Source organism: Priestia sp. ST2 (assembly GCF_055810735.1).
In genome coordinates this window covers 550,674-577,391 of sequence record NZ_JBVVNT010000002.1, presented here as the reverse complement: position 1 = coordinate 577,391, position 26,718 = coordinate 550,674, and the positions used below count along the sequence as shown (strand labels likewise).

Annotated in this window: 26 protein-coding genes and 1 riboswitch; of the genes, 21 read left to right on the top strand and 5 right to left on the bottom strand. The window is 38.5% G+C overall.

The features are described 5' to 3' along the window. Nucleotides 1–21 precede the first annotated feature (21 nt). The 5 genes from AC0KUU_RS09355 to AC0KUU_RS09335 all read left to right on the top strand — a co-directional run bounded on the left by AC0KUU_RS09355 (nucleotide 22) and on the right by AC0KUU_RS09335 (nucleotide 6,814). Nucleotides 22–1,491, top strand: coding sequence for a nicotinate phosphoribosyltransferase (locus tag AC0KUU_RS09355; protein WP_043982238.1), 1,470 nt, complete (start codon nucleotides 22–24; stop codon nucleotides 1,489–1,491). 15 nt (nucleotides 1,492–1,506) lie between these two features. After that, on the top strand, nucleotides 1,507–2,187 hold the full coding sequence (gene nadD, locus AC0KUU_RS09350) for a nicotinate (nicotinamide) nucleotide adenylyltransferase (protein WP_025752246.1): 681 nt from the start codon (nucleotides 1,507–1,509) through the stop codon (nucleotides 2,185–2,187). 34 nt (nucleotides 2,188–2,221) lie between these two features. Continuing rightward, complete coding sequence (gene nadE / locus AC0KUU_RS09345; protein ID WP_013083029.1) at nucleotides 2,222–3,043, top strand: ammonia-dependent NAD(+) synthetase; 822 nt, start codon at nucleotides 2,222–2,224, stop codon at nucleotides 3,041–3,043. 181 nt (nucleotides 3,044–3,224) lie between these two features. Continuing rightward, nucleotides 3,225–3,662 (top strand): S1 domain-containing RNA-binding protein, encoded by a 438-nt coding sequence (locus tag AC0KUU_RS09340; RefSeq protein ID WP_013056909.1) that lies wholly within the window; start codon nucleotides 3,225–3,227, stop codon nucleotides 3,660–3,662. Nucleotides 3,663–4,402: 740 nt separating this feature from the next. Next, nucleotides 4,403–6,814, top strand: coding sequence for a S8 family serine peptidase (locus tag AC0KUU_RS09335; RefSeq protein WP_322551998.1), 2,412 nt, complete (start codon nucleotides 4,403–4,405; stop codon nucleotides 6,812–6,814). Nucleotides 6,815–6,853: 39 nt separating this feature from the next. Here the strand turns inward: AC0KUU_RS09335 and AC0KUU_RS09330 are convergent, their stop codons facing one another. Beyond that, nucleotides 6,854–7,630: a 3-hydroxybutyrate dehydrogenase gene (locus tag AC0KUU_RS09330; protein ID WP_025752250.1), complete on the bottom strand. Its 777-nt coding sequence runs from the start codon at nucleotides 7,628–7,630 to the stop codon at nucleotides 6,854–6,856. Between the two features lie 83 nt (nucleotides 7,631–7,713). Beyond that, complete coding sequence (locus AC0KUU_RS09325) at nucleotides 7,714–7,995, bottom strand: acylphosphatase (protein WP_028408645.1); 282 nt, start codon at nucleotides 7,993–7,995, stop codon at nucleotides 7,714–7,716. Nucleotides 7,996–8,135: 140 nt separating this feature from the next. On the opposite strand from AC0KUU_RS09325, the gene AC0KUU_RS09320 reads away from it, so the two are divergent. The 5 genes from AC0KUU_RS09320 (at nucleotide 8,136) to AC0KUU_RS09300 (ending at nucleotide 12,877) form a co-directional block, all read left to right on the top strand. After that, the gene (locus AC0KUU_RS09320; RefSeq protein ID WP_013083032.1) at nucleotides 8,136–9,353 is read left to right on the top strand and encodes an MFS transporter; all 1,218 of its coding nucleotides are present in this window, start codon (nucleotides 8,136–8,138) and stop codon (nucleotides 9,351–9,353) included. Nucleotides 9,354–9,483: 130 nt separating this feature from the next. Further along, a complete protein-coding gene (locus AC0KUU_RS09315; protein WP_322551999.1) occupies nucleotides 9,484–10,494 on the top strand; it encodes an LLM class flavin-dependent oxidoreductase in 1,011 nt (336 codons plus the stop codon). Between the two features lie 60 nt (nucleotides 10,495–10,554). Beyond that, nucleotides 10,555–11,184 (top strand): alpha/beta family hydrolase, encoded by a 630-nt coding sequence (locus AC0KUU_RS09310; RefSeq protein WP_165575169.1) that lies wholly within the window; start codon nucleotides 10,555–10,557, stop codon nucleotides 11,182–11,184. Nucleotides 11,185–11,211: 27 nt separating this feature from the next. After that, the gene (locus AC0KUU_RS09305; protein ID WP_043982313.1) at nucleotides 11,212–11,928 is read left to right on the top strand and encodes a helix-turn-helix domain-containing protein; all 717 of its coding nucleotides are present in this window, start codon (nucleotides 11,212–11,214) and stop codon (nucleotides 11,926–11,928) included. A gap of 64 nt (nucleotides 11,929–11,992) precedes the next feature. Then, nucleotides 11,993–12,877, top strand: a complete 885-nt coding sequence (locus tag AC0KUU_RS09300; protein ID WP_237074874.1) for a DMT family transporter — start codon at nucleotides 11,993–11,995, stop codon at nucleotides 12,875–12,877. A 36-nt stretch (nucleotides 12,878–12,913) separates the two neighbouring features. On the opposite strand, the gene AC0KUU_RS09295 is transcribed toward AC0KUU_RS09300, so the two are convergent. Further along, a complete protein-coding gene (locus AC0KUU_RS09295) occupies nucleotides 12,914–14,533 on the bottom strand; it encodes an ABC-F family ATP-binding cassette domain-containing protein (RefSeq protein WP_013083037.1) in 1,620 nt (539 codons plus the stop codon). Nucleotides 14,534–15,039: 506 nt separating this feature from the next. Here AC0KUU_RS09295 and AC0KUU_RS09290 point away from each other — a divergent pair. The 3 genes from AC0KUU_RS09290 to AC0KUU_RS09280 are packed head-to-tail and all read left to right on the top strand — an operon-like array spanning nucleotide 15,040 to nucleotide 18,943. Beyond that, nucleotides 15,040–16,617 (top strand): spore germination protein, encoded by a 1,578-nt coding sequence (locus tag AC0KUU_RS09290; RefSeq protein WP_409233866.1) that lies wholly within the window; start codon nucleotides 15,040–15,042, stop codon nucleotides 16,615–16,617. 3 nt (nucleotides 16,618–16,620) lie between these two features. Beyond that, complete coding sequence (locus AC0KUU_RS09285; RefSeq protein ID WP_013083039.1) at nucleotides 16,621–17,748, top strand: spore germination protein; 1,128 nt, start codon at nucleotides 16,621–16,623, stop codon at nucleotides 17,746–17,748. Beyond that, nucleotides 17,732–18,943, top strand: coding sequence for a Ger(x)C family spore germination protein (locus AC0KUU_RS09280; protein WP_060745717.1), 1,212 nt, complete (start codon nucleotides 17,732–17,734; stop codon nucleotides 18,941–18,943). The genes AC0KUU_RS09285 and AC0KUU_RS09280 overlap by 17 nt, the downstream gene beginning before the upstream one ends. Nucleotides 18,944–19,095: 152 nt before the next feature. Here the strand turns inward: AC0KUU_RS09280 and AC0KUU_RS09275 are convergent, their stop codons facing one another. Then, nucleotides 19,096–19,536 (bottom strand): YtoQ family protein, encoded by a 441-nt coding sequence (locus tag AC0KUU_RS09275; protein ID WP_025752263.1) that lies wholly within the window; start codon nucleotides 19,534–19,536, stop codon nucleotides 19,096–19,098. Nucleotides 19,537–19,706: 170 nt separating this feature from the next. Between AC0KUU_RS09275 and AC0KUU_RS09270 the strand changes: the two genes are divergently transcribed. The 3 genes from AC0KUU_RS09270 to AC0KUU_RS09260 all read left to right on the top strand — a co-directional run bounded on the left by AC0KUU_RS09270 (nucleotide 19,707) and on the right by AC0KUU_RS09260 (nucleotide 22,982). Further along, on the top strand, nucleotides 19,707–20,618 hold the full coding sequence (locus AC0KUU_RS09270; RefSeq protein ID WP_043982326.1) for an ABC transporter ATP-binding protein: 912 nt from the start codon (nucleotides 19,707–19,709) through the stop codon (nucleotides 20,616–20,618). Continuing rightward, nucleotides 20,611–21,378, top strand: a complete 768-nt coding sequence (locus tag AC0KUU_RS09265; RefSeq protein ID WP_043982328.1) for an ABC transporter permease — start codon at nucleotides 20,611–20,613, stop codon at nucleotides 21,376–21,378. Before AC0KUU_RS09270 ends, AC0KUU_RS09265 begins: the two co-directional genes overlap by 8 nt. A gap of 101 nt (nucleotides 21,379–21,479) precedes the next feature. Next, nucleotides 21,480–21,586, top strand: a riboswitch (SAM riboswitch). A gap of 85 nt (nucleotides 21,587–21,671) precedes the next feature. Continuing rightward, nucleotides 21,672–22,982 (top strand): Na+/H+ antiporter NhaC family protein, encoded by a 1,311-nt coding sequence (locus AC0KUU_RS09260; RefSeq protein ID WP_043982329.1) that lies wholly within the window; start codon nucleotides 21,672–21,674, stop codon nucleotides 22,980–22,982. A gap of 39 nt (nucleotides 22,983–23,021) precedes the next feature. On the opposite strand, the gene AC0KUU_RS09255 is transcribed toward AC0KUU_RS09260, so the two are convergent. Then, entirely contained in the window at nucleotides 23,022–23,150 is a 129-nt protein-coding gene (locus AC0KUU_RS09255; protein ID WP_013083044.1) for a hypothetical protein, read from the bottom strand. Nucleotides 23,151–23,274: 124 nt separating this feature from the next. Here AC0KUU_RS09255 and AC0KUU_RS09250 point away from each other — a divergent pair, with 124 nt between their 5' ends. From AC0KUU_RS09250 to AC0KUU_RS09230, 5 genes are all read left to right on the top strand, one after another. Continuing rightward, complete coding sequence (locus AC0KUU_RS09250; RefSeq protein WP_043982330.1) at nucleotides 23,275–24,234, top strand: LacI family DNA-binding transcriptional regulator; 960 nt, start codon at nucleotides 23,275–23,277, stop codon at nucleotides 24,232–24,234. Between the two features lie 85 nt (nucleotides 24,235–24,319). Further along, nucleotides 24,320–24,568 (top strand): transcriptional regulator SplA domain-containing protein, encoded by a 249-nt coding sequence (locus AC0KUU_RS09245; RefSeq protein WP_016764006.1) that lies wholly within the window; start codon nucleotides 24,320–24,322, stop codon nucleotides 24,566–24,568. A gap of 110 nt (nucleotides 24,569–24,678) precedes the next feature. Further along, a complete protein-coding gene (splB, locus tag AC0KUU_RS09240) occupies nucleotides 24,679–25,707 on the top strand; it encodes a spore photoproduct lyase (protein ID WP_025752275.1) in 1,029 nt (342 codons plus the stop codon). A gap of 153 nt (nucleotides 25,708–25,860) precedes the next feature. Further along, nucleotides 25,861–26,304, top strand: coding sequence for a hypothetical protein (locus tag AC0KUU_RS09235; RefSeq protein WP_029321599.1), 444 nt, complete (start codon nucleotides 25,861–25,863; stop codon nucleotides 26,302–26,304). 104 nt (nucleotides 26,305–26,408) lie between these two features. Further along, on the top strand, nucleotides 26,409–26,645 hold the full coding sequence (locus AC0KUU_RS09230; protein ID WP_013056931.1) for a hypothetical protein: 237 nt from the start codon (nucleotides 26,409–26,411) through the stop codon (nucleotides 26,643–26,645). Nucleotides 26,646–26,718: the final 73 nt, after the last annotated feature.

The window sequence follows — 26,718 nt, the reverse complement described above, 5'->3', positions numbered from 1 at the left end:
ACATAAAAGTGGAGGAAATCAATGAATATGTTTACAGATGACAGCGTAATGCTACACACCGATTTATATCAAATTAATATGGGAGAAACGTACTGGGAAGATAATATTCATCAAAAGAAGGCTGTTTTTGAAGTTTTCTTCCGCAAACTTCCTTTTGGAAATGGCTATGCTGTTTTTGCTGGATTAGAAAGAATTATTGAATATATTAAAGCATTTAAATTTAGCGAATCAGATTTAACCTACTTGCATGAAGAATTAGGTTTTAAAGAAGATTATTTAGCTTACTTAAAAGATCTTACGTTTACTGGAACGATTCGATGTATGCGTGAAGGTGAGCTTGTATTTCATAATGAACCAATTTTACGTGTAGAAGCACCATTAATTGAAGCTCAGCTCGTAGAAACAGCTATTTTGAATATTGTGAATTACCAAACGCTGATTGCGACGAAAGCAGCTCGAATCAAACATGTAGTAGGAGATCAAGTGGCAATGGAATTTGGGACACGCCGCGCTCAAGAAATGGACGCTGCCATTTGGGGAACAAGAGCAGCCTATATTGGCGGATTTGGTGCTACTTCTAACGTGCGAGCAGGAAAGAAATTTGGAATTCCAGTTGCAGGAACGCATGCTCATGCCATGGTGCAGGCTTATAAAGACGAATATATTGCATTTCATAAATATGCTCGTCGCCATAAAAACTGCGTGTTTCTAGTTGATACGTACGATACGTTAAAATCAGGAGTTCCCAACGCCATTAAAGTAGCAAAAGAATTAGGCGATAAAATTAATTTTACAGCGATTCGCTTAGACAGCGGCGATTTAACATATTTGTCTAAAAAAGCTCGTCAAATGTTAGATGAAGCAGGGTTTACAGAGACAAAAATTGTTGCTTCCAACGATTTAGATGAAGATACGATTATGCATTTAAAGTCGCAAGGGGCACAAATAGACATGTGGGGGATTGGTACTAAGCTCATTACTGCATATGATCAGCCCGCGCTTGGTGCAGTGTATAAACTCGTTTCTATTGAAGGAGAAAATGGCGAGATGATGGATACGATTAAAATTAGCGCAAATCCTGAAAAAGTGAGTACACCAGGATTAAAGCGCGTATATCGTATTATTAATAATTTGAATGGGAAATCTGAAGGGGATTATATCACGATGGAAGACGAAGATCCTCAAAGCGAAGAACGTTTAAAAATGTTCCATCCTGTTCATACGTTTATCAGTAAATTCGTCACAAATTTTGAAGCAAAAGAACTCCAGCATGATATCTTTGTAAACGGAGAGCTTGTGTATGAAACAGAAGAACTTCAGGAAATTCAGCAGTACGTAAAAGATAATTTAGAGCTGCTTTGGGATGAATATAAGCGCACGCGCAATCCTGAAGAATATCCAGTAGATTTAAGCGAAAAATGTTGGGAAAATAAAACGCGTCAAATTGCGTACGTAAAACAAAAAGTAGCAGAAGCCCTAAATAAAAAATAGTAGGGAGCTGGAGACATGTCAGATACGCTTGCTTATTTTCAACAGCTAAACCCTGATAAAAAAATAGATAAGCTTTTAGAAAAAGGAGCGAAAATTGGTATTTATGGTTCTTCTTTTGATCCGGTTACCAATGTTCATCTTTGGACGGCATCAACGGTTGCGCATCGAAAGAAGCTAGATGCTATTATCTTTTTGCCTTCATCGCACAAACGAACAGATAAAAAGCTCCAGACGTTGGATGAGCACCGTGTAAATATGGTTAGCTTAGCGATTAAAGATAACCCCAAATTTTTGCTCGATACGTATGAGCTAGACGTATTGCCGGGCTATCATTACACATACTACACTATGGAGCACTTTAAAAAATTGCTTCCACACGCTGATTTATTTTTTATTATGGGAGCCGACTTACTGCAAGATATTGGTGAAGGCAAGTGGAAGAAAGCAGATGAACTTATTAGTAAAAACCAGTTTATCATCATGGCAAGAGAGGGAATAGACATGTTGAAAGCTATTAGTCATTCTCCTTTGCTTCGAAATTATGACGACGGCCGGTTTCAGCTTCTTGATAAAGGGCTGGCGATGGAAATCAGCTCTACTTATATTCGTCAAGAATTTGCCCGGGGCGGAGAACCAAGATATTTAATGCCTGATCTCTGTTATTTTTATAGTAAAAAACATGGACTGTATCAGTAAGAAATCTACATATAATGGAAGGAGAGCATGTATCATGTCAGACATGCAAGAAAAAATAAGAAAAGAGCTACATGTGAAATCTGAAATTGATCCAGCACAAGAAATTCGTGCCCGCGTTGATTTTCTGAAAAGCTACCTAAAGTCAGCAAATGCAAAAGGCTTTGTATTAGGTATAAGCGGTGGGCAGGACTCTAGCTTAGCTGGACGATTAGCACAGATTGCTGTAGACGAATTGCGAAAAGAAGAATATGAAGCAAAATTTGTAGCCGTTCGCTTGCCCCATGGCACGCAGCATGATGAAGCGGATGCGAAGGCGTCACTAGAATTTATTAAACCTAATGAAACATATACGTTTAATATTAAAAACACGGTGGAAGCATTTGAAAGTTCGTTTACAGGTGCGACAGATATAGCGCTGTCTGATTTTCATAAAGGAAATGTCAAAGCACGTACGCGTATGATTGTACAGTATGCAATCGGAGGAGAAAACGGCCTTTTAGTTATCGGAACCGATCATGCAGCAGAAGCAGTAACAGGCTTTTTTACGAAATACGGAGATGGCGGAGCAGACGTGCTGCCTCTAACGGGACTAACAAAACGTCAAGGAAAAGCATTGCTAAAAGAATTAGGTGCAGATAAACGATTGTATGAAAAAGTACCAACAGCTGACTTGTTAGATAATAGTCCTGGTCAATCTGATGAAACGGAACTAGGAATTTCTTATGATGAACTAGACGATTATTTGGAAGGAAAAGAAGTATCACAAGAAGCCGCTGAAAAAATTGAACAGCGCTATCGTATTACGGAACATAAACGTCAGTTACCGGCTAGCATGTTTGATGAATGGTGGAAATGAGAGAAATGCCCATATTAGGTATATCTAATATGGGCATTATTTTGACTGATTTCTTTCATAAAACAAAAAAGAGGCGGAAAAAGTGTAATTTAACAAATTGTTTTCTCATACACACTTTGTTATTCTTACGTACTTTGGTATAATGAAGTGCTTTTAATATTATTGAGGAGGAACATTTTTTATGGCAGTTGAAGTAGGTAGCAAGGTACAAGGTAAAGTAACAGGTATTACTAATTTTGGAGCATTTGTAGAATTACCTGGAGGTCAAACTGGGCTTGTACATATTAGTGAGGTAGCTGACAGCTATGTAAAAGACATTAATGACCATCTTAAAGTTGGTCAAGAGATTGAAGTGAAAGTCGTTAATGAGAAAGACGGAAAAATTGGATTATCGATTAAAAAAGCAATAGATAAACCTGAAAGACCCTCATCTTCTTATTCACAACGCCCGCCACGTCAGGCAAGAAATAATGATAATCGTTCTAAAAGCAACTTCCAACCAAAGGAAAACTTCGAACAAAAAATGGCGCGTTTCTTAAAAGATAGTGAAGATAATTTATCTACACTAAAACGCAGCACTGAATCAAAACGAGGTGGCAGAGGCGGAAGACGCGGATAAATCCCTTCCACTTTAACTACTTTATTATATAGCTGAAGCAAGCCAATAAAAATTGGCTTGCTTCTTTTTTGTAATAGCTTAAGTACATGCGCTAGAAGAGTAAAGAGAAGGTTAGGTACTACTTGGTTGTAAAGTAGATGCCAATAGTGACAAGTGATGAGAGAAGATCAAGGATGAGTAGGATGAAATTTAAATCTATCATAATCATGCCTCCCTTTGTGCGAGCGTTGACGTTAGTATCTGCAAGATCTCATTTTATTATTCGTAATTTTTTAAAATTTCATTTAATTAAGTGCGATATTTTATATTAAATTAAACTATGTTCTAAATAATAAGTGATAAAATAAAAAACGCTCATAAGAACAATTTTCTTAAAATAATAAAAAAACCTTATAAGTAAGCAAAGGAAAAGTAGGAATGAGTCCTTGATAAAAATAGCTAAATTAACAGAAATTCGTCAGTATTCTTGTATATTCATCTAATCTCTTCATAATTTTAGGAATAAAAAAGTTACATAAAGAAGAGAAACAGACAAAATTCTTTATTTTTTGAGCATTAGTGCTTAATTTGCACGAATATATAAAATGATTCCATAGACTCAAGGATTTTATAGTAATATATAGAACTTCCATACTATTCTAGTTTTTAACTCACTAGCTAAGCGAAAGATGCGTATGTTCTGGGGATGAAGGCATACATAGTAGCACGAAGTATAGAGAGAAATGGAGAGGGAAAACAAAATGAAAAAAGTATCAATTCGGTCTGTATTAAGTACAGTAGCATTTTCGGTTGCTTTATCTTCTTTTGCAATGGGAGCATCCGCCAACGGAAATTCAAAACCAGCGCTTGAACCGTCTTTAGTTAAAATTCAAGGAGACTATAACTTAAAGTCGGCTAAAAAAGTAAAAGTTATTGTGGAGTTAAATGAAGAGTCTGTAGCGGAAGCAAAGAAAAAAGGAGTAGCGCAAAGTAAAGGAAAGATTAAAAAAGCGCGTGACGAAGTGAAAAAAGAGCTTTCAAAAGCTTCTAAAACTTCAAAAGTAAAGCGTGAATATGACCAAGTGTTTTCCGGGTTTTCAGCGGAACTTCCGGCTAATGACCTTGAAAAAGTAGCAAGTTTGCCCGGAGTAAAAGCTATTTACCCAAGCGTTGAATATCATACAACAGAAGTGAAATCGAAAGAAGTGAGCGCGGAAGAATACGGTTCTGAAATGGATAAAAGCATTTACTATGTGGGAGCAGATCAAGCGTGGAAATCAGGGTATACAGGTAAAAATATGACCGTAGCCGTTATCGATACAGGCGTTGATTACGACCACCCGGATTTAAAGTCAGCGTTTGAGAAATATAAAGGATGGGATTTCGTAGATGATGACAAAGATCCTCAAGAAACGCCTGCTGGAGATCCAAAAGGCGAAGCAACAACGCACGGAACGCACGTAGCAGGAACAATTGCAGCGGACGGGAAAATTAAAGGGGTAGCTCCTGATGCTCATTTACTTGCTTATCGTGTACTAGGGCCAGGAGGAACAGGTACAACAGAAGACGTGATCGCCGGTATTGACCGTGCGGTAGAAGACGGAGCGGATGTAATGAACCTGTCGCTTGGAGATACGATTAATAATCCGGACTTGGCAACGAGTATTGCATTAGATTGGGCAATGGAAGAAGGAGTAGTTGCCGTTACGTCAAATGGAAACAGTGGACCAGCTAACTGGACAGTAGGGTCTCCGGGAACATCTCGTGAAGCTATTTCAGTTGGTGCAACTCAGCTTCCTTACAATTTGTATAAAACGACATTAACTGTGGATAACGCAAGCTATGCTTCAGCTGAAGTAATGGGCTTTCCAAATGACAAGGCATTACTAGATGCAAGTGGTAAAAAGTATGAATTTGTACCTGTCGGACTCGGAAAACCAGAAGACTTTGAAGGAAAGGATGTAAAAGGAAAAGTAGCGGTTATTTCTCGCGGCGACATTGCGTTTGTAGACAAAGTTGACAATGCGAAAAAAGCCGGTGCTGTGGCAACGGTGATTTACAACAACGTAGAAGGGACAATCCCTGATATTCCAGGCACATCTCTGCCAAGTATTCGCCTATCAAAAGCTGAGGGACAAGCTTTGGCAGCTTCTTTAGCAAAAGGATCCGTTACGGGCTCTTTTACTGCAACATTTGATCAGACAGTTGATGAAACAATGGCTGACTTTTCATCTCGCGGACCGGTTGTTGATACATGGATGATTAAGCCGGACATTTCGGCACCTGGAGTCGATATCATCAGCACAGTGCCAACCAATGATCCAAGCAACCCTCATGGATATGGATCAAAGCAAGGAACAAGTATGGCAGCACCCCACGTAGCAGGAGCAGCAGCGTTAATTTTACAGGCGCATCCAAATTATAAAGTAGAAGATGTAAAAGCATCTTTAATGAATACAACGGAACTGCTTCGTGACCGCAACGGGCTGGTTTATCCTCATAATACGCAAGGTGCAGGAAGCATGCGCGTAGTAGATGCAATTAAAGCAAAAACGCTTATTACACCAGGAAGTCACTCGTACGGTGTCTTTTATAAAGATAAAGGGAAACAAGTAGAAAAACAAAGCTTTAAGATTAAAAATCTATCAAATCACAGTCAAAAATACTCGGTCAAAGTAAAATTTAAGAAAAGCCATCAGGCAATTGACGTTAAATCAACAAACGATTTAGTTGTTAATGCAGGAAAAACGCAAAAAGTAAACCTGAATGTAAAAGTAGATGCAGGGAAATTATCTCCTGGCTATTACGAAGGGACAATTACCGTAAGTAACAATAAAGAAACGTACGATGTTCCAACCATCTTATTTGTAAAAGAGCCGGATTATCCTCGCGTTACTTCTGCGTATGTAGATGTACTTGGAAATGGATCATTTGAATACGGCAGTTATTTACCAGGCGGAGCAGAGAAGCTTAGCTATTACATTTACGATGCAACGTTAGAAAAAGGGGAATTGTTAAGTTCGTATACGAATGTAGGAAAAGGATTCTCTAGCGCAACGTGGGACGGAAAGATTAATGGTGAATCTCTTCCAGCGGGAACGTATTATTTATACGCAGAAGCAGTAAAAGCAGGTCAGACGACCGGTTCTTTAGGAGAATTCGAAATTAAATAAATAAAAAAAAAGAGTGCCAGTCTAACTGACACTCTTTTTTTATTGAGCCGTATATCCACCATCGATTACAGCAGCTTGGCCGGTTACGCCTTTTGCTAAATCACTTGCTAAAAACATGGCATAATCTGCAATTTCATCGACAGCAAGCAAGCGCTTTTGAGGAACAAGAGGATAAATGACTTCTTCTAGTACTTTTTCAAGCGCTACATTTCGCGTACGTGCCAAATCTTTTAATTGATTTTGAACAAGCGGCGTATCAACATAACCAGGGCAAATCGCATTTACCGTAATGCCGTGCTCTGCACCTTCAAGAGCAGCCACTTTCGTTAAGCCAATTACGCCGTGCTTAGCGCTATTGTACGCTGCTTTTCCTGAGAAACCAATCAAACCGTTAATGGAAGACATGTTCAAAATGCGGCCGAATTTTTGCTTTTTCATAATAGGAAACGCATGCTTAGTCGCAACAAAAGGTGCAACAAGCATAATTTTCGTTAAAAGTTCAAATTTTTCAGTAGGAAATTCTTCGAGAGGGGAAACAAATTGCATGCCAGCATTGTTAATTAATACATCAAGGCGGCCATATGTTTCAACCGTTTGAGCAATCATTTGTTCAATATCACTTTCCTTTGTCACATCTGCTTTAATGCCTAATGCTTCGTAGCCTTTTGTCTTCAATTTATCTGCTGCTTTCTTAACGCCATCTTCATTTAAGTCAGTTAAGACAACAGTCGCTCCGTCTTCAGCAAAGCGCTCACCAATTTGATAACCAATACCCTGAGCTGCACCTGTAATTAACACAATTTTGTTTTCAACCATCGTTTTTTCCCCCTTATATGTAGAAAATATAAAATCGCTTACTTTTCCATTTTATCAAAAATTATCTTAATTTAGCGAGTTTTTTAACTATACTTCACGCGAAAAGAATGGGTGTGGGAAGGGGTGTTTACTATCTTTACTTCCACATTGCTAACAGAAGCGAACGGTGAGGGACCTTTTTTTATTTCTTCAATAAATTTTTGGATGTTGCTTTCTTCACCTTCAGCATCAATTTCGACTTTTTGATCGTCTCGATTTCGTACCCATCCGTTAATGGAGCATTCCATTGCTTTTAGCTGCGTGTAGTGACGGAACCCAACTCCTTGAACGCGTCCGTCCACAATCATATGCACATGTTTTTTCACTGTTTTCACCTCACAGGCAATTTTCCCTTTTTTATAAAAAAGAAAACAACTACAATCTTACTTTTCACTGTATAATAGAAAAAGACATTGTAAGACTTTAACAGTTTTGATGTAGATTAAATAAGAAAGAAGGGTTATGAATGCAAGCAGCAGCACGAACGCAGCAAGCGCAGCCGGCGACGATTTATCGTATTTTATTTGCTATTAGTTTAGGCCATTTCCTAAATGATTGTATGCAGTCCGTTATACCGGCCCTTTTTCCTGTCCTTGAAAAATCGATGAATTTAAACTACACGCAAATCGGCTGGATTGCCTTTGCTTTAAACATGACGTCATCGATTATGCAGCCGGTGTTCGGCGTATTTGCCGATAAGCGTCCCTCGCCATTTTTATTGCCAATTGCAATGTGTTTAAGCATGATTGGTATGGTTGGGCTCGCTTTAGCGCCAAATTTTTATTTTGTGATTATATCTGTCTTATTTGTAGGATTTGGCTCAGCTATTTTTCACCCCGAAGGTTCTCGCGTAGCGTATATGGCAGCAGGGGGAAAACGGGGGCTGGCGCAGTCTATTTATCAAGTTGGCGGAAATACAGGACAGTCGATGGCTCCGCTATTTACGGCATTTATCTTTATCGGACTTGGTCAGTTTGGAACGATTTGGTTTACGTTAATTGCAGGTATCGGCGTAGTGGTTTTGTATAGCGTCTCTAAATGGTATAAATCGGAGTTAGCTACTCGTCAACGCTTAAAGAAAAAGCAGTCAGATGCTTCATTTACGATGAACAAGCAAATTATTTTTGCAGTTGGACTTTTAATTTTTCTAGTTTTTGCACGTTCATGGTACGGAGCAGGCATCCTTAATTTCTTTCAGTTTTATATCATTGAAAAATTTAATTTGCCTATCAAAAGCGCTCAGCTTTACGTTTTTTTATTTATGATTGCAGGGGTGTTTGGAACATTCTTTGGAGGTCCGCTTGCCGATCGTTTCGGAAAACGAAATATTCTATTGTTTTCTATGTTAGGTTCAGTACCGTTTACTTTATTACTGCCTCATGTTTCTCTAGGAGTGGCAGCACCTCTTTTAGTACTAATCGGCTTTATTCTTCAGTCAAGTTTCAGCGTCACGGTCGTCTATGCTCAGGAGCTGATGCCAGGAAAAATCGGCTTGGTTTCCGGCTTAATTGTAGGTCTTGCTTTTGGAATGGGAGCTTTAGGAGCTGTTGTATTCGGTAAATTAGCCGACGTCTTCAGCCTTCAGTTTATTATGCTGTTTTGCAGCTATCTTCCAATTCTAGGGCTGCTAACATGGCTGTTACCGAGCGATAAGCGTGTGAAAGAAATGCACGAAGCAAAATAAGAAAAAGAAAAAGCAAACGCGCCTTAGCGTTTGCTTTTTCTATGAGCGTGAAGCAAATTTCAAGACGGATTCATATTTTTCTCCTACAATAGAGACAATAGAAATTGAAAATCGAAAGGAAGAATCACCTATGATTAAGCTAAGCGTATTGGATCAGTCTCCTGTTTCAAGCGGATCAACACCAAAGGAAGCGTTGAAACGCACGGTAGAGCTGGCTAGATTAACGGAAGAGTTGGGCTACCATCGCTTTTGGGTAGCGGAACATCATAATACGAATGGTCTTGCGGGTTCATCTCCGACACTATTAATGACGCACTTAGCTTCTCAAACGAGCCGAATCCGCATTGGATCTGGAGGAGTCCTTCTTCCTCAATACAGTCCGTATAAAGTAGCAGAAGATGCTCAGCTGCTTGAAAATCTGTTTCCGAATCGAATTGACTTAGGTCTTGGACGGTCACCTGGAGGTGATGCGCTTACCCGGCTAGCGCTGACAGATGGAGTTCGTAAAAGCCTCAATGAATTCCCTCGGCAAATTCAAGCGTTAAAAGGACATCTTGAGCATAATTTGCCGTCGGATCATCCGTATTACGGCGTGACGGCTTATCCGCTGAGCGAAACAAAGCCAGAACTGTGGCATCTTGGTATTAATAAAAGAGGAGCGAGATCAGCTGCTGAATTGGGCATCTCTTTTACGTTTGGACACTTTATTTATTCAGTTGGAGGACAAGAAGCCATTCGTCATTATAAACAAGAATTTATCCCTTCTTCGTATCAATCAACGCCTAAAACCAACGTATGCGTATTTGTAGTATGTGCAGAAACAACAGAAGAAGCTGAGGAACACGCTAAAACGTTAGATGATTGGCTGTTGAAAGTAGCTAAAGGCGGAGATACAACGGTTTCATCGATAGAGGAAGTGCGCAATCGTTCTTATTCAGAAGAAGAGCTCAAAAAAATAAGCACCAATCGTCCTCGTATGGTCGTAGGAAATCCAGCTGAAGTAAAACAAGGATTAACTCAGCTGCAGCAAAAATATGATAACGACGAATTTTTAATTATTACAAATATCCATGATTATGAAGCAAAAAAGAAGTCTTATGAACTGCTTGCAGAGCTATTTCCTCAACCCTCATTTTTTTAATAAAAAGATGGGGTTTTTTTACGGGATTAAATGTTAGAATATTTAAAAAGGAGGAGTGACATGCACGTAGATCAAAAAAGTGTAAGCAACCAAACTAATAAGATTACCTATACACATATTAAAACAGGAGGGCCTCGCATTTGCTTTATGTTTTCAGGTCTAGGCTATACGTACGAAAAGCCGCTGTTGTATTATGTGACAATGCTGATGCTAAAACACGGAATTGACGTTGTTCATATTCACTATACATATTCAAAAGAGCTCATGACAAAGTCTACAGATGAGATTGCAGACGTTATGATGAAAGACATTGACCTTGTGCTGCAAGACGTTTTATCTCACAATAACTATAAAAATATCATATTTGCAGGAAAATCACTTGGGACGATTCCACTGATTCAGCGAGTTATGAAAGATGAAGTCTACAAAGATGCAGTGATGCTTTTACTGACGCCGCTTTTAACCAGATCGGAACTGTTTGAAAGTTTACTAGAAAACACTCATAAAGGTCTTCTTGTAATAGGAAGTCGTGATTACTATTATGCCGAAGAAGTTTATCGATTAAAAACAAACAAGATGAATATTGAAGTGATTGAAAACGCTGATCATTCATTGGACGTTTTGTATTCTCCTGTGGAATCGTTAAAGGCGCTAGAAACCGTTTTGAATGGCATAGAAAAGCTTCTTTGAGATAGGAAGTAAGGAAAGGAGGAAAAAATGGATACGCTACGTGAAATTATTTGCGAAAAAAGAGCCTACAGCTATTCACCTCATACTCATAATCATAACTACAGTCAGCTTTTGTTTCCGCTAGCAGGTGCTCTTGATATTCAAGCAAGTGAGCAGCACTTAACGCTACAAGAAGGATGCTTTTACATTCCGCCTCGTCAGCTTCATACGTATCAAGCTAAAAATACAAATGAATGTTTAGTTGTTGATATTCCGTTGAAATTTACAGAAAGTGCGCATCTTTCTCAACAAGCCGCTTTTATTCAATGGGATTCAACATGGAAAGCAATTCGCTACCTTTTACTTGATGGGCTTCAAAAAAGCGCTGACAGAGGGGCGCTTGAAGATTTAGTCCGTTACATTCAGCATTATTTGCCAAAGAAACAAACGTTTAAATCCATTGATTATCTTCATGCTAACTTTAATCAAGAGCTAAACATAGAAAGTCTTGCCAAGATGGAAAATTACCATCCTGCCTATTTTTCTGCTTGGTTTAAACAAAAAACGGGCTATTCGCCTCAAAGCTATGTAGCGCGTATACGTTTAAAGAAAGCAAAAGAATTGTTAAAAGAGAGCAGCTATTCGATAACGTATATTGCGCACGAAGTCGGCTATTACAGCTTGTCTTCATTCACCAAATGGTTTGCAAAACAAGAAGGAGTCTCACCCACGCAATATCGAAGTATCTTAAAAACAGACAAATAATATCATAAAAGCGGAAAAACTTTTTTCTTTCTTTTAGCTATGATAAAAGAAAGGAGATGGAAATATGAATACTTCATTATCAAAAATACTTATTTTATGTGCAGCTGTACTATGGGGAACAACAGGGACTGCCCAAGCTTTAGCATCTGCTGAAGCACATTCCGTGGCAATTGGAGCGGTGCGTTTAGCTGTAGGGGGACTGTCGCTTCTTGCAGCTTGTCTTATTCAAAAAAAGAAAGTGGACGTAAGAAACCTTCCTATTCTGCCCCTTGCGGTTGCTGCAGCAAGTATGGCCGCTTATCAGCCGCTGTTTTTTTCAGCCGTTATCAAAACGGGTGTTGCAGTAGGGACAATGGTAGCAATTGGGAGTGCGCCGCTTTTGTCAGGAATGTTAGATTACATAGTGTACCGCAAGAAACCTACAAAAAAGTGGTTGCTTGCTACGTTTACGGGTATTATAGGGTGCTGCAGCTTGTTGTTAAAAAAAGATAGTCAAATCGACGTGATAGGTTTAGGTATGGCGATAGGAGCAGGGGCGTCTTTTGCTTGCTATACGACTGTTAATAAAAAAATTGTTCAGCATGTTGATCCGCAAGTAGGCGCTTCTCTTGTGTTCACAACAGCTGCTGTTCTACTAATCCCATGCTGGTTTATATATGATATGAGCTGGCTAGTTTCTCTAAATGGAATGGGCATTGCTCTTCACTTAGGAATACTTACGACGGCTCTTGCTTATGTATTATTTTCTACAGCGCTTAAGTCGGTGCATGCGTCTACCGCCGTGACGTTATCATTAGCAGAGCCCGTTACCGCTTTTTTATTGGGCGTCTTTTTCTTAGGAGAATCTCTAACTTTGGTGAACATATGTGGAGCAGCACTAGTATTTGCTAGCTTAGCGTTTTTAACGTATTCTCCGAAATCATCGCTAAATCAAGAGGTGCGTATATAAAAAAAACCCCTTTCTCTAGAGAAAGGGGATTTCTTATTAAGCGTACATGCTAGCTACTTGTTTTTGCAGGTTGCTGTCTTCTAAATACTCATCGTACGTCATTTGCTTGTCAATTACTCCGTTTGGCGTAATTTCAATTACACGATTTGCAATCGTTTCAACGAACTGATGGTCATGAGATGTGAAAATCATTGAACCTTTGTAGCTGATAAGTCCATTGTTTAGTGCTGTGATTGATTCTAAGTCAAGGTGATTCGTAGGGTCGTCTAGTAAAAGAACGTTTGAACCGCTTAGCATCATTTTAGAAAGCATACAGCGAACTTTTTCTCCTCCGGAAAGAACGTTGGCTTTTTTCAACACTTCTTCACCAGAGAATAGCATTCTGCCTAAGAAACCGCGTAAGAAGCTTTCGCTTTGGTCATTAGGTGAATACTGACGCAGCCAGTCTACTAAATTTAAATCTCCGTTTTCAAAGTACTCGGAGTTGTCTTTTGGGAAAAAGGCTTGAGACGTTGTCACACCCCATTTGTACGTACCGCTGTCTGCTTCCATTTCACCCATTAAAATCTTCATTAATGTTGAATTTGCAAGTTCGTTGCGGCCTACAAGAGCGATTTTGTCATCTTTATTCATAATAAAGCTTACGTTATCAAGCACTTTTACGCCGTCAATTGTTTTTGTTAGACCTTCAACGCGAAGTACGTCATTTCCAATCTCACGTTCCGGCGTGAAGTTCACGTACGGATAGCGACGAGAAGAAGGGCGGATGTCATCTAATGAAATTTTATCAAGCAATTTTTTACGAGACGTTGCTTGTTTTGATTTCGATGCATTTGCGCTAAAGCGAGCGATAAAGGCTTGAAGCTCTTTAATTTTTTCTTCTTTTTTCTTGTTCGCATCTGACGCCATTTTTTGTGCTAATTGACTTGATTCATACCAGAAATCATAGTTACCAACGTAGACTTGGATTTTACTGAAGTCAAGGTCAGCAATGTGCGTACATACTTTGTTTAAGAAGTGACGGTCATGAGATACAACAATGACTGTGTTTTCAAAGTTAATTAAGAACTCTTCTAACCATTGAATTGCTTGAATATCCAAGTTATTCGTAGGCTCATCTAAAAGTAATACATCAGGTTTTCCGAATAAAGCTTGTGCAAGAAGCACTTTTACTTTTTCACTACCCGTTAGTTCAGCCATTTTTTTTGCGTGAAGATCTTCAGAAATACCTAATCCTTTTAAAAGAATAGCTGCTTCTGATTCTGCTTCCCAACCGTTTAATTCAGCAAATTCACCTTCAAGCTCAGCTGCTTTCATTCCGTCTTCATCTGTGAAGTCTGCTTTCATATAAATAGCATCTTTTTCTTGCATTACTTCATAAAGGCGAGCGTGCCCCATAATAACGGTTTTCATAACTTCTTGATCTTCATATTCGAAGTGGTTCTGTTTTAAGACAGCAAGGCGTTCGCCAGGGCCCATATGTACATCACCAGTTTGAGATTCAATTTCACCAGATAAAATTTTTAAAAACGTTGATTTTCCAGCACCGTTTGCGCCGATTAATCCATAACAGTTACCAGGCGTGAATTTAATATTCACATCTTCAAATAACTTTCGGTCGCCAAATCGTAAACTTACATTACTAACTGTAATCATGTATGAGCAGTCCTCCAAATTCAATATCTATAAAATTATACCATTCTTTTGAGATAAGAGCGATATGAATACAATATTTCAAACATAAAGTGTAACCGACACTTCAAGCACTCGTCAACTATTTAAGGGGATTTTTGAGAGGTAAAACTTTAATTATTCTAGCATTCACCAAAACATTGAGCAGCAAACCAGCATGTCTAATCCTTCAGTAATCAGCTCTTTTTCATTTTTAAGATGGATGTTGTATTCCTTTGTATAAGAAACAAAAAGAAGAATAATACTACCTGGTAAATAAAAGAATTTCTATGAAGTAAACACTGATATTTTACGGGTGCTTATTTCTAAAATTGGTTTGATATAGACATAAATAGGGTGATTATCATGTGGAAATTAGTTGTTTCCTATCTTCCAGAATGGCCAGTTTTTATACAAGCAGTTTTGGTTTTTTTCATCCCGTATATAATCTACAAATTATTAAGCGGGATTCGTAATTCAGAGGAAGAGTGATGAAAATGAAAAAATGGAAATCAGCAGTAAAAAAAATAGGTAACCATGCGCACGAGAAGGAAAACAAACAGGAATCTATACATCAAGATTCACCTAATCATGTTACGGATCATTTAGCTTTAACACTAAAAGTAGTTAAAAATGAAATTGGTCATAACTCCGACGTTCATTTTCGAGAGTTTATTATAGGACGCACCGGCATTCAGGCAGCTATTATTTTTGTAGAGGGGCTATCAGATAAAGATCTTATTGAAAAACATATTTTGTCATCATTGATGGCTGATTTTTCAAAAGAATATCAACAGGATCAGCTTTACGTAAAGGGAAGCCTTTCAAAACAGTTTATTAAAAGCCAAGTATTATCAATTAGTGATGTAGAAGAGGTCCATTCTATTAAAGAAGTAATATCAAAAGTCTTAACAGGATCTACGGCTCTTTTAATTGACGGAATATCACCTGCTTTAATTCTTGGTACAAGCAAAGTAAAAACAAGGACAATTGAAGAGCCCGTATCAGAAGCATTGGTGAGAGGGCCAAGAGTAGGCTTCACTGAATCGTTAAGTGATAATACTTCTTTATTAAGAGGAAGCGGAGATATTGAAAATTTGTCGCTGGTGAAATTTCAAGTAGGAAAGCGTTCCAAAAAAGACTTAGTTGTTGCTTACATAAAGGAGATTGTTGATCCAGAGCTAGTTGAAGAAGTAGAAAAACGAATTAAAAAAATTGATCTTGATAATGTGCCGGAGTCAGGATATGTTGAACAACTCATTGAAGATAATTACCTTAGTCCCTTTCCCCAGGTGCAGAATACGGAGCGTCCCGATCGTGTAATTGCTGCTTTGATGGAAGGGAGAGTAGCCATTTTATTAGACGGGACGCCTTTTGCTTTAATCGCTCCTGTTACGTTTAGCATGATGTTACAGTCGCCGGAAGATTATTATGAAAGGTGGATTCCCGGTACATTCATTCGTTTTCTTCGTTATATTGCAGTGGTTCTTTCCCTTTTTACCCCGGCTTTGTATATTGCGTTTATTTCATTTCATCCAGGATTAATTCCGACTAAGTTAGCTATTTCTATTATAGGATCAAGGTCTGGTGTTCCGTTTCCCGCCCTTATCGAAGCCTTATTTATGGAACTATCGATCGAAATTTTGAGAGAAGCCGGACTCCGGTTGCCGAAACCAATTGGTCCAGCAATGGGCATTGTCGGTGGGTTAATCATTGGAGAAGCTGCGGTGCAGGCAGGAATCGTTAGCCCTATTTTGGTGATTGTAGTGGCGTTAACTGCCATTTCATCGTTTTCTATTCCGCAATATAGTGTAGGAATCACATTGCGTATTCTTCGGTTTGTAGCCATGCTTTGTGCTGCCATACTTGGATTATATGGCGTCATCTTATTTTTCCTTTTTATGATGAGCCATTTAGTGAAACTAAAAAGTTTCGGCGTACCTTATATGAGTCCAGCTGTTCCTTATTGTTTAAGTGAATGGAAAGACTTGGTAGTCCGTATGCCTCTGATGATGATGAAACGACGTCCAAAGATGATGCACACCAAAGATCCTCTGCGAAAAGGGTAGCTTATGATGAAAGGAAATGGGCTGTTAGAAATGATAAATTCAAAAGATCGTATTACGACGCCTCAAACAACTATTATTATTACCAACTTTATTCTTGGAACAGGTATTCTTACCTTGCCGCGGGCAGCTGCGGAAAAAGTGAAAACACCAGATGTTTGGCTAACTGTTATTTTAGGGGGGATAATCACCATGATAGCAGGGGTAATCATGGTGAAATTAAGTCAACGCTTCCCTGAAAAAACCTTTTATCAATACAGCCAAGAAATTGTAGGGAAATGGATAGGCAAGTTATTTAGTTTCCTCATGATAGGTTATTTTTTGGCACTTGGTGGGTTTCATGCTCGTTCATTGGCAGAGGTAACTGGATATCTATTGTTGGAAGGAACCCCAAAATGGGCTATAATCATGCCATTTATGTGGGCAAGTCTCTATCTGATAAGAGGGGGAATAAATCCAATTGCCCGTATATTTGAAATTATATTACCTATTACCGTTATTCTTTTTTTACTTGTTGCCTTTATGAGTATCAAAATATTTGAAGTGGATAATCTGCGCCCGGTACTAGGTTCAGGTATTACGCCGGTGCTAAAAGGGATAAGGACAACAGCTCTTGCGTTTACTGGGCCTGAATTCATGCTTTTAATATTGGCATTCATGAAAGAACCAAACAAAGCAGTAAAAGCTGTACTAGTTGGTACTGCGATTCCTTTGCTTCTTTATGTTATTACCGTCGTGATGGTTATCGGAGCGTTCTCAGTGGATGGAGTGGTTACGAGAACGTGGCCTACGCTTGATTTAATAAGAAGTTATGAATTAACTGGGTTAATATTTGAACGCTTTGATTCCTTGTTGCTGGTGGTATGGATTATGCAAATGTTTACTTCTTTTAATGTTAACCATTACGCTGCTTCATTAGGACTGTCTCAGCTTTTTAAAAAAAATATCCATCCATTTATGTATGGTGTGCTTCCGGTTATTTATCTCATTTCCATGATCCCTAGAAATATCAATGATGTATTTAAATTAGGAGATATGGTTGGTAATGCTGCCCTGATTTTATTTGGCTTTTTACCCGTACTGCTTCTTATCATTTCAAAAATAAAGGGGAGAAAGTATGAGACAAGCCTCTAATCACGTACGGTTCTTCTTATCGGTTTTGCTTTCTGTTTTTTTGCTTTTTCCTCTGGCGGGCTGCTGGAGCAGTCATGAAATTGAAGAACGAAGTTTAGGAGTAGGTATGGCTCTTGATAAAGCTAACAAGTCCATGACTGAAAAAGAATTTGATGAACAAGAAGAGTATCCCAAAAGGAACTTGATTACGTCAACCTACCAACTGATCACCCCGCAAGTGGCAAGTTCAACAACTGTCCAAGGAGGACCTCAGCAGAAGGCTTACGTGAATATGGCTGAAACGGGAGATTCTATTCATCAAATGACCCGTGAATTATCATTGAGAAGAGAGACTTCGATTGCCAGCCAACATCTAAAAGTAATTATTATTGGCGAGGCTCTTGCGAGAACGTATAGTTTAGGAAAATTAGTGAATGAGTTTCTTCGTGATAATGAGATTAGACCAAGCTGTCTTGTACTTATTAGTAAAGGGAGAGCTAGGGACGGGCTAGAATCGAAGACAGCAGGAGAAATCCCGGCATTTCGTTTGGCTGGAATGGTGGAAAATGCATATCGAACAACGAGAATTTTACCTCCCACGTCGCTCATTAAATTAGAGAGCAATATTGAATCAGGGACTAGTTTTCTATTGCAAAATGTATTATCGGCAAATGGGGAAATCAAATTTGCTGGTGCTGCCATAATTAAAGGGAAAACAAACAAAATGATCGGTTTTTTGAATGAAGAAGAACTAGATGGTCTGACTTGGATCACAGGAAAAGGGAAAGGCGGGCTAGTGAAAAGCTTTGATAAAAAGACCGGTCAGCTGATTGTATACGAAATAGAATCCATGAAAAGTCATATTGAACCTCATGTTAAAGGAAATAGCATCTCCTTCGATGTGCATATTGAATCCGAGGGGAGGCTATCTGAAAATTGGGTGGTCTCAGGAAATCCTTTAAAAAATCAATTTTTACAGAAGGTGCAAAAAAACTCAGAAAAAAAAGTGGAGCACCTCGTAAAAAACACGGTAGAAAAAATGCAAAAAGAATATAAAGTCGATGTGGCCGGGTTCGGAAATCAATTGAGAATTAAAAGGCCCAGAGTATGGATGAGGGTTAAAGACAATTGGGATCAAACATTTAGTGAAGTTCCAATTAACTATGATGTAAAATTAATGATTAAAGATTATGGAACGTCAGGATCAAAAAAGTGAGCAGCTAAGTACAATTTGGCTTGTTTTGATGTTGGAAATGAAAGAAACTAAAAGGAATAGCCTTAGAGCTTGCTAAAAAATATTCCCCCCAGTAAGGAGCTTGAGGGATAAATGAAGAATAAGAGCTGTCCAGAACCGACAGCTCTTATTTGTTATTCAAAAATATAAGCTAATGCTTGAAGAGCCTGTTCTGGCGTTTCGACTACAACCTGGGCTTTGTTTGACAGTTCTTTAAGCGGATGGTGCAGTTTTTCAGGGCGAACCAAAATTAGCGGTTTATCTAATGCAATGGCTGTCGCCGCATCCATTGCGCTGTTCCACTGCTTGTATTTTTCGCCAAATAAAGCAATAACCACATCAGATTTTTTAAGGAGCACCTGCGTACGTAAATTATTAATTTGAGAAGCAGCTTCATCTTTTAAGACAGCGTTAGGCTGTTTTCCTAAAATTTCTTCTCCAATGTTGTCGGAGCGGTCATGGTCTGTCATGGGACCGACAAAGGTAAGGGGAAGGTTTAATTGTTCTGCTTGGTTTTTAATTTCGTCTCTCCAGTTATCGTGAATTTGCCCGGCAAGGTATACGGTTAAGTTCATTATGTAGAAGTCCTCCTCTAACTAAAGTTTGTTTTATTTTATCAAATGTAAGCGGATAATACGAATGATTTGAATGGGCTACTTTTCCAAAAATAAGGTTATAGTAGACAAATAGTTAAAAAAGAGAAACAATAGAAAGCGTATTGCTAATTAAAGAAAGGATGTACATGATGACAGAAACAGTGCTACAAGTAGATCATGTCAGTAAAGTAATTGGGAAGAAAACCATTTTGCATGATGTATCCTTATCGGTTGAGCGCGGTGAGATTTTCGGATTGCTTGGTCCGAACGGCTCTGGAAAAACAACGTTAATTCGTACCGTCGTAGGACTCATCAAAGAAACAGAGGGAACAATTATCGTCAATGGATTTCCTTTAAAAGAACAGTTTACATCAGCTATGAAATCAATTGGAGCGATTATTGAAAACCCTGAGTTTTATGATTATCTGACGGGCTATCAAAATTTAAAACACTTTGCGAATATGCATGAAGGGATCACATCAGAACGCTTGGATGAAGTGATTGCTTTAGTAAAGCTTGAAAACAGCATTCATGCAAAAGTGAAGACGTATTCTCTTGGGATGAGACAGCGTTTAGGAGTAGCTCAAGCTATTTTACATAAGCCTGCATTGCTTTTACTAGACGAACCAACAAACGGTCTAGACCCAGCGGGAATGAGAGAATTTCGTACATATTTACAAACCCTCTGCAGGGAAGAAGGAATTTCGATCTTAATCGCGAGCCACTTATTAAAAGAAGTAGAAGCACTATGTGACCGCGTTGGCATTATTCAAGACGGTGAGTTAAAAGCCATTCAAGATCTATCTCCAAATCGTCAAGATCAAGGAACGTACGTAGAATTTGAAGTGTCTGATGCGCAAAAAGCAGCGGATCTTTTATCACAAGAATTTGAAGTAACGATGAGATCACATAGTATCGACGTGACGATTGTAAAAGAACAAATTCCAGCTGTGAATAAAAAATTAGTGGACAGCGATATTTTAGTCTACCGAATCACTCCTGTGTATGAGACGCTTGAAGATTCGTTTATGTCCGTTACGGAAGGAGAGCACCATGCTTAAGCTAATTCAAAATGAACATATGAAATGGTTTCATAAAAGAAGTACAAAAGTCACGTTTATTACAATCGGTATTTTAACTCTTTGTATGGCTCTTTTAATGAAGAAAGTAGCAAACAGTGCAGGAACAGAAGACAACATTTTGAACTTCCTGTCATTTAGTTCAGGTATGCTGATTCTCGTTCAATTTTTCGCGCTTGCTGTTGGAGGGTCAATGGTTGCAAAAGAGTTTGAAGCAGGTACCATTAAGCTTCTTTTAATTCGCCCTGCTAGACGTTCAACGATTTTAGCATCCAAGTACATAACCCTCATTTTAATTAGCTTGTATTATTTACTGAGCTATTTGCTTTTTTCGTTTGTATGGGGAGCATTGTTCTTTGGCTTTACCAGTCTAGAAGGAGATGCGCAGCTGCTTAAAAACATTACGCTTACGTATGACAGCGCGTATATGGAAACGTTTATGATGATGACATTTGCATTCATGCTGTCGTCTTTATTCAGAAATAGCGCGCTTGCTTCCAGTCTGGCTATTGTCGTAAGTATCGGGGCAAAAGCAGTAACAGGACTAGTATCACAGTTTGGTTTATGGTGGGGAAAATTTTTACTGTTCGCCAACACAAACTTTGTGCAGTATATGGACGGAATGAAGACGATGTTTGACGGCATGACGATTCCATTTTCCATTTTCATCTTAGTTGCTCATTTTGTCTTCTTTATGGGCGTGGCATGGGCAGCGTTTTTAAAACGAGACGTAGCTAATTGATGTGAGAATTTTCGCACTATATATTTTTCTAAAATAGCATTTGACAATTAAATAAAAAGAGATTACATTAGTGAAAGACTATTTTTAAAACAACTATAAACTTCTTATCAAGAGAGACGGAGGGACTGGCCCTATGATGTCTCGGCAACTGGCTGTACGCAGTGCGGTGCCAAATCCAGCAGACGATGTTTCGTTTGGAAGATGAGAAGGGTAATCTTATGATACAAATAAGAGACCTCTTCTTATCAATAAGAAGAGGTCCTTTTTTATTACGTAAACAAGAGGTGTTAAGAATGGAACAACAAAAAGGAAACGGCTGGGCGCTGTTACCGCTGGGCGTCTTTTTAGTCCTGTTTGTCGGATCAGGAATTATAACGGGAGATTTTTATAAGCTGCCTGTATTAGTAGCCATTATCATTGCAGCCATCGTGGCGCTGGCTATGAACCGCAAAGATTCACTTAATGTAAAAGTGGAGCGTTTTGCTAAAGGAGCAGGGCATCCTGATATCATTATTATGGTGCTTATTTTTATTTTAGCAGGTGCTTTTTCTCAAGTTGCTAAAGGTATGGGAGCTGTTGATTCAACGGTAAACTTAGCGCTTTCTGTGCTTCCGCAAAGCTTAGTGGTAGTCGGAATCTTTGTTATTGGCGCATTCATTTCCATTTCGATGGGAACATCAATGGGAACAATCGCTGCGCTAGGGCCTATTGCTGTAGGAATCAGTGAGCAAGCGCATGTATCCATTACATTGGCCATTGCTGCCGTTATTGGTGGTGCAATGTTTGGAGATAATTTATCGATAATTTCTGATACAACCATTGCAGCAGTTCGTACGCAAAAAACAAATATGTCAGATAAATTAAAAGTAAACTTTTTTATTGTCCTTCCTGCAGCGATTGTTACGGTAATTTTATTGCTTGTAATGACGCTAGGCAATACATCATCAGTAGAAATTAAAGATTTTAGCTGGTTTAAAATCTTGCCTTATGTCGGCGTACTCGTTGCTGCCATATTTGGTGCAAACGTATTAAGCATTTTAACCGGAGGAATTGTGCTAGCCGGCGTGATTGGATTAGCTGACGGAAGCTACACGCTTTCTTCTCTTGCTAAAACTGTGACAGAAGGTATTGGCGGAATGTCAGAGTTAATTATTTTATCTCTACTAATCGGCGGAATGGTTGAGCTTATTCGCTATAATGGCGGTATTCAGTTCTTATTGAATTTATTAACACGACGCATTCAAACAAAAAAAGGCGGAGAATTCAGCATCGCTGGACTGGTAAGTTTAACAAATTTAGCAACGGCTAATAACACGATTTCAATTATTACGGCAGGTCCGTTAGCAAAAGAAATCTCTGATAAGTATTCAATTGATAATCGTAAATCAGCCAGTCTGCTTGACTTGTTTTCATGCAGCGTTCAAGGGCTTATCCCTTACGGCGCGCAAATGCTTCTCGCAGCAGGATTTGCTAAAGTTTCACCGATTGAGATTATTCCATTTACATTCTACCCAATGTTAACAGCGGTTTGCGGGATCATTGCAATTGTAATTGGATTTCCTCGTTTAAATAAAAAGTCAAAGTCATCTAAAGAAGCTGCGTAATATCAAACCCTTAAAAAGAATGTTCTTTTTAAGGGTTTTTTACTGTTTAAAAAAATCAGTCGGCTTTTCATCATCTAACTCCTTCCAAAGCGTCTCGTTCTGTTTAAGTGCATAAGCCGCTCCTCCAATTTCAATTCCGCATAATAAAATGAATAATAAAATACCCATGAAATGACCTCCTTACGTAAATGAGTAAAAACACGATGGTAACGGGTTTAGCTTCTTGCTGTTTCACTTTATAATGAGAATAAAGTATGAAACGCGTTTCAGCGCAAGAGAAAAAGGTGAAAACATGACAAATATCCGAGATATCGCAAAAAAAGCTGGTGTATCTGTTTCGACTGTATCCCGGGTGCTAAATCATCATCCGTATGTAAAAGAAGAAAAACGCCGGCTGGTAGAGCAGGTTATTCACGAACTTAATTATGAACAAAACATTAATGCCGTTCACTTATCAAAAGGGAAAACAAATATGATTGCCGTCGTCTTGCCTTTTATTAATCATCCGTATTTTAGTCTGCTTTTAGAAGGAGTGGCATCTCAGGCGTTAGAAAAGCAGTATCAGCTTGTTATTTGTCAGACGAACTATGATGTAAAAAAAGAAGAAGAAGCGCTTCATATGCTAAAAACAAAGCAGGTTGATGGAGTGATTATTTGTTCTAGAGCAAGCAGCTGGAGCACGATTGAATATTATCAGCAGTACGGGCCGATAGCCGTGTGCGAAAACGTACAGAATCGTTCTATTCGCTCCGTTTACGTTGATCATTATGCAGCTTTTAAGCAGGCGCTTATGTATTTAAAAGAAAAAGGATATACGGATATTGGCTACTGTATTGGAAGGATGACGGGTACGAATAGTCAACAGCGGCAACAAGCATACAAAGAATATGTAGAAAGAATAAATCAGCCTTATCATCCGGAATGGGTTTTTCAAGGCTGTTTGAACGTGACAGATGGTGAAAAAGTGGTGGAAAAACTAGTGCAGATGAAAAATCGGCCTCAGGCGCTTTTAGTAACAAACGATCAAGTAGCTATCGGAATAAAAGCTCAGTGCGAACAAGCGGGTATTTCAGTTCCTGGTGAATTAGCTATCATTGGTTTTGATAATCATCCGCTTTCTTCTTATTTACAAATAACAACGATCGAACTTCCTCTTAAGGAAATGGGAGAAACGCTTTTTACATTAGTGGGAAGCAAGGTTCTTCAGAAAATTGAGCTCCCTTTTCGGTTTATTGAGCGTAAAAGCGTATGAATTCTTGATGATGCCATGAGGTGTTTTTACCGGATAAAATGAGCAAAAGCGGACATCATACGAGTAAAGAAAGAAGAAAAGGATGATGATCGTGGAGAAAAAAGAATATCAAGTGGGAGATCAAGTATTTGTTATTTACCGAAATCCTCATACGGCAAACGTTGCGAATATTAATCAGGCTGAAATTGTTGAACATCCCGAAAACAAAGGTGAAAAGGCGCTGTTTTTACATGAGTCTTACCATTTGTTAGCTGAAGATGATGCCGTATATTCAACATATGAAGAAGCTGAAAAAATGTATAATAAGATATTTGATTATGAACAATATGACTAATGCAAGGCTCTCTTAACGGAGAGTCTTTTTTGTTTGAAAAATAATTACCAAGGATAGAGTCTTTTTATTTTTCAAACGCTATTAGTACTAGAAAAAAGGAAGTGTACATGATGATAAAACCTTTTGTACCTCAATTAGTATATATTGAGCCAGGGGCAATGGAGTATCCGCTTGGTGTTCAATTAAAAGAAAAATTTGAGAAGATGGGAATTGAGATTCGTCAAACAACTTCTCATAATCAAGTGCGTAATATACCGGGAAAAAATGATTTGCAAAAATACCGCAATGCCAAGTCGACTTTAGTAGTTGGCGTGCGTAAAACATTGAAATTTGATACATCTAAACCGTCAGCTGAATATGCAATACCATTTGCAACAGGGTGTATGGGGCATTGTCACTATTGCTATTTGCAGACAACAATGGGAAGCAAACCATATATTCGCACGTACGTGAATGTTGAAGAAATATTAGGTCAAGCAGAGCAATATATGCAGGAGAGAGCCCCTCAAATAACGCGATTTGAAGCGGCTTGTACATCTGATATCGTAGGAATTGACCATTTAACACATTCATTAAAGCGGGCGATTGAGTATTTTGGGGAAAGTGAACTAGGTCAACTGCGCTTTGTGACTAAATTTCATCACGTGGATCATTTATTGGATGCTAAACATAATGGTCGCACGCGCTTCCGCTTTAGCATAAATGCAGATTATGTTATAAAAAACTTTGAACCTGGTACATCTCCTCTTGATTACCGGATTGAAGCTGCTAATAAAGTTGCAAAAGCCGGATATCCACTTGGCTTTATTGTGGCGCCTATTTACATTCATGAAGGTTGGCAAGAGGGATACCGTCAGTTGTTTGAAAAGCTGGATGCCTCTATACCTGAGGAGTCCAGAGATGATATTACGTTTGAAATGATTCAGCATCGCTTTACCAAGCCGGCCAAGCGGGTAATCGAGAAAAATTATCCGAAAACAAAGCTTGAGATGAATGAAGAGGAGCGCCGCTACAAGTGGGGGCGTTACGGAATTGGAAAATATGTATACGCAAAAGATGAAGAACAAGAATTAAGAGAAACATTAGAATATTACATTGATCAGTATTTTCCGAATGCAAAAATCGAATACTTTACGTAATTATTCTACAGTAATTGAAAAGTTATTCTGACGCCTTAGTCAAAATAACTTTTCAATTTTTAATGTAAAAAAATAAATTACTTGCTAATAAGTTGAAAAAAAGAGGTTATTTTTATCGCTTGTCGTATTACATACAAAAGGGAGGTGACTGAGATGTTAAAAAATGAAGAGTTTGCGCTAACAAAAGAATTAACAAACGAACAGCAAGAAGCTGCACGGAATTTTATTCAAGTGTTGTTCCAAGAGAATTTATCTGAATTTTGGAACATATTATGTGATATCGACAAGTCTCGGATTTACGGCTTGTATGAAGCAAACCATTATTATGATTCTGATATTGAACTACATGGGTTTGTACAAGAAATAAGAGATAATGTAAGAGCTGTTTATGCGCCTCTTCAAGGGCAAGGGGGTATTTCGACGAAGGTTCGATATACAAGCGAAGGAAAGATGTATGTATACATATTAGGCAGTGGCGAAAACCCTAAGGTATATCCTGTTGGATTAATGCCTGAAACATATATCGAACAAGAACGTTTTTCTCAGCGGCTTCAAATTAGCATTTATAACGACGAGTTTCGAAACGTTGCCCTATAAACCATATATTATATATGGAAAAATAAAGAATAATAAAATTAATTTGTTAAAATAGCAATATTTGGGGTATGTAATAGGTATAACATTAAAAAGGGGTGAAAGAAATGCATTATTATCGTATTTCAGAGGGAGACCATGAAGAGTATTGTGAAACGATTCTGCTTCATGAAAAGAAGTTTTGCAAAGAAACATTTCAATCTATGGTGCGAGAAGCAATGAATAATAAGCCCGGTAAAATTGACCGTGTGGATATTGTTAAATATTTAATTGGTCACCATAGCTTTCAAGTAGCCCACATCGAAGCGGGATTTCATAGTACATACAGCGAGAAAGTGACATAAAAAATGCAGCACATCCTATACAACGAACTTTTCTTTTGAAAAGGGCGCTGTATTTTTTTTTGCTAAAAATAGA

What these genes read in the sequence shown, in the direction of transcription:
- AC0KUU_RS09245 (WP_016764006.1), top strand. Translation starts at nt 24,320, where the DNA reads ATGATCGTGGAGAAAAAAGAATATCAAGTGGGAGATCAAGTATTTGTT.
- AC0KUU_RS09310 (WP_165575169.1), top strand. Translation starts at nt 10,555, where the DNA reads ATGCACGTAGATCAAAAAAGTGTAAGCAACCAAACTAATAAGATTACC.
- AC0KUU_RS09235 (WP_029321599.1), top strand. Translation starts at nt 25,861, where the DNA reads ATGTTAAAAAATGAAGAGTTTGCGCTAACAAAAGAATTAACAAACGAA.
- AC0KUU_RS09300 (WP_237074874.1), top strand. Translation starts at nt 11,993, where the DNA reads ATGAATACTTCATTATCAAAAATACTTATTTTATGTGCAGCTGTACTA.
- AC0KUU_RS09315 (WP_322551999.1), top strand. Translation starts at nt 9,484, where the DNA reads ATGATTAAGCTAAGCGTATTGGATCAGTCTCCTGTTTCAAGCGGATCA.
- AC0KUU_RS09265 (WP_043982328.1), top strand. Translation starts at nt 20,611, where the DNA reads ATGCTTAAGCTAATTCAAAATGAACATATGAAATGGTTTCATAAAAGA.
- AC0KUU_RS09230 (WP_013056931.1), top strand. Translation starts at nt 26,409, where the DNA reads ATGCATTATTATCGTATTTCAGAGGGAGACCATGAAGAGTATTGTGAA.
- AC0KUU_RS09295 (WP_013083037.1), bottom strand. Translation starts at nt 14,533, where the DNA reads ATGATTACAGTTAGTAATGTAAGTTTACGATTTGGCGACCGAAAGTTA.
- AC0KUU_RS09320 (WP_013083032.1), top strand. Translation starts at nt 8,136, where the DNA reads ATGCAAGCAGCAGCACGAACGCAGCAAGCGCAGCCGGCGACGATTTAT.
- AC0KUU_RS09255 (WP_013083044.1), bottom strand. Translation starts at nt 23,150, where the DNA reads ATGGGTATTTTATTATTCATTTTATTATGCGGAATTGAAATTGGAGGA.
- splB (WP_025752275.1), top strand. Translation starts at nt 24,679, where the DNA reads ATGATAAAACCTTTTGTACCTCAATTAGTATATATTGAGCCAGGGGCA.
- AC0KUU_RS09330 (WP_025752250.1), bottom strand. Translation starts at nt 7,630, where the DNA reads ATGGTTGAAAACAAAATTGTGTTAATTACAGGTGCAGCTCAGGGTATT.
- AC0KUU_RS09250 (WP_043982330.1), top strand. Translation starts at nt 23,275, where the DNA reads ATGACAAATATCCGAGATATCGCAAAAAAAGCTGGTGTATCTGTTTCG.
- AC0KUU_RS09355 (WP_043982238.1), top strand. Translation starts at nt 22, where the DNA reads ATGAATATGTTTACAGATGACAGCGTAATGCTACACACCGATTTATAT.
- AC0KUU_RS09285 (WP_013083039.1), top strand. Translation starts at nt 16,621, where the DNA reads ATGATGAAAGGAAATGGGCTGTTAGAAATGATAAATTCAAAAGATCGT.
- nadE (WP_013083029.1), top strand. Translation starts at nt 2,222, where the DNA reads ATGTCAGACATGCAAGAAAAAATAAGAAAAGAGCTACATGTGAAATCT.
- AC0KUU_RS09270 (WP_043982326.1), top strand. Translation starts at nt 19,707, where the DNA reads ATGACAGAAACAGTGCTACAAGTAGATCATGTCAGTAAAGTAATTGGG.
- nadD (WP_025752246.1), top strand. Translation starts at nt 1,507, where the DNA reads ATGTCAGATACGCTTGCTTATTTTCAACAGCTAAACCCTGATAAAAAA.
- AC0KUU_RS09275 (WP_025752263.1), bottom strand. Translation starts at nt 19,536, where the DNA reads ATGAACTTAACCGTATACCTTGCCGGGCAAATTCACGATAACTGGAGA.
- AC0KUU_RS09280 (WP_060745717.1), top strand. Translation starts at nt 17,732, where the DNA reads ATGAGACAAGCCTCTAATCACGTACGGTTCTTCTTATCGGTTTTGCTT.
- AC0KUU_RS09305 (WP_043982313.1), top strand. Translation starts at nt 11,212, where the DNA reads ATGGATACGCTACGTGAAATTATTTGCGAAAAAAGAGCCTACAGCTAT.
- AC0KUU_RS09290 (WP_409233866.1), top strand. Translation starts at nt 15,040, where the DNA reads ATGAAAATGAAAAAATGGAAATCAGCAGTAAAAAAAATAGGTAACCAT.
- AC0KUU_RS09260 (WP_043982329.1), top strand. Translation starts at nt 21,672, where the DNA reads ATGGAACAACAAAAAGGAAACGGCTGGGCGCTGTTACCGCTGGGCGTC.
- AC0KUU_RS09340 (WP_013056909.1), top strand. Translation starts at nt 3,225, where the DNA reads ATGGCAGTTGAAGTAGGTAGCAAGGTACAAGGTAAAGTAACAGGTATT.
- AC0KUU_RS09335 (WP_322551998.1), top strand. Translation starts at nt 4,403, where the DNA reads ATGAAAAAAGTATCAATTCGGTCTGTATTAAGTACAGTAGCATTTTCG.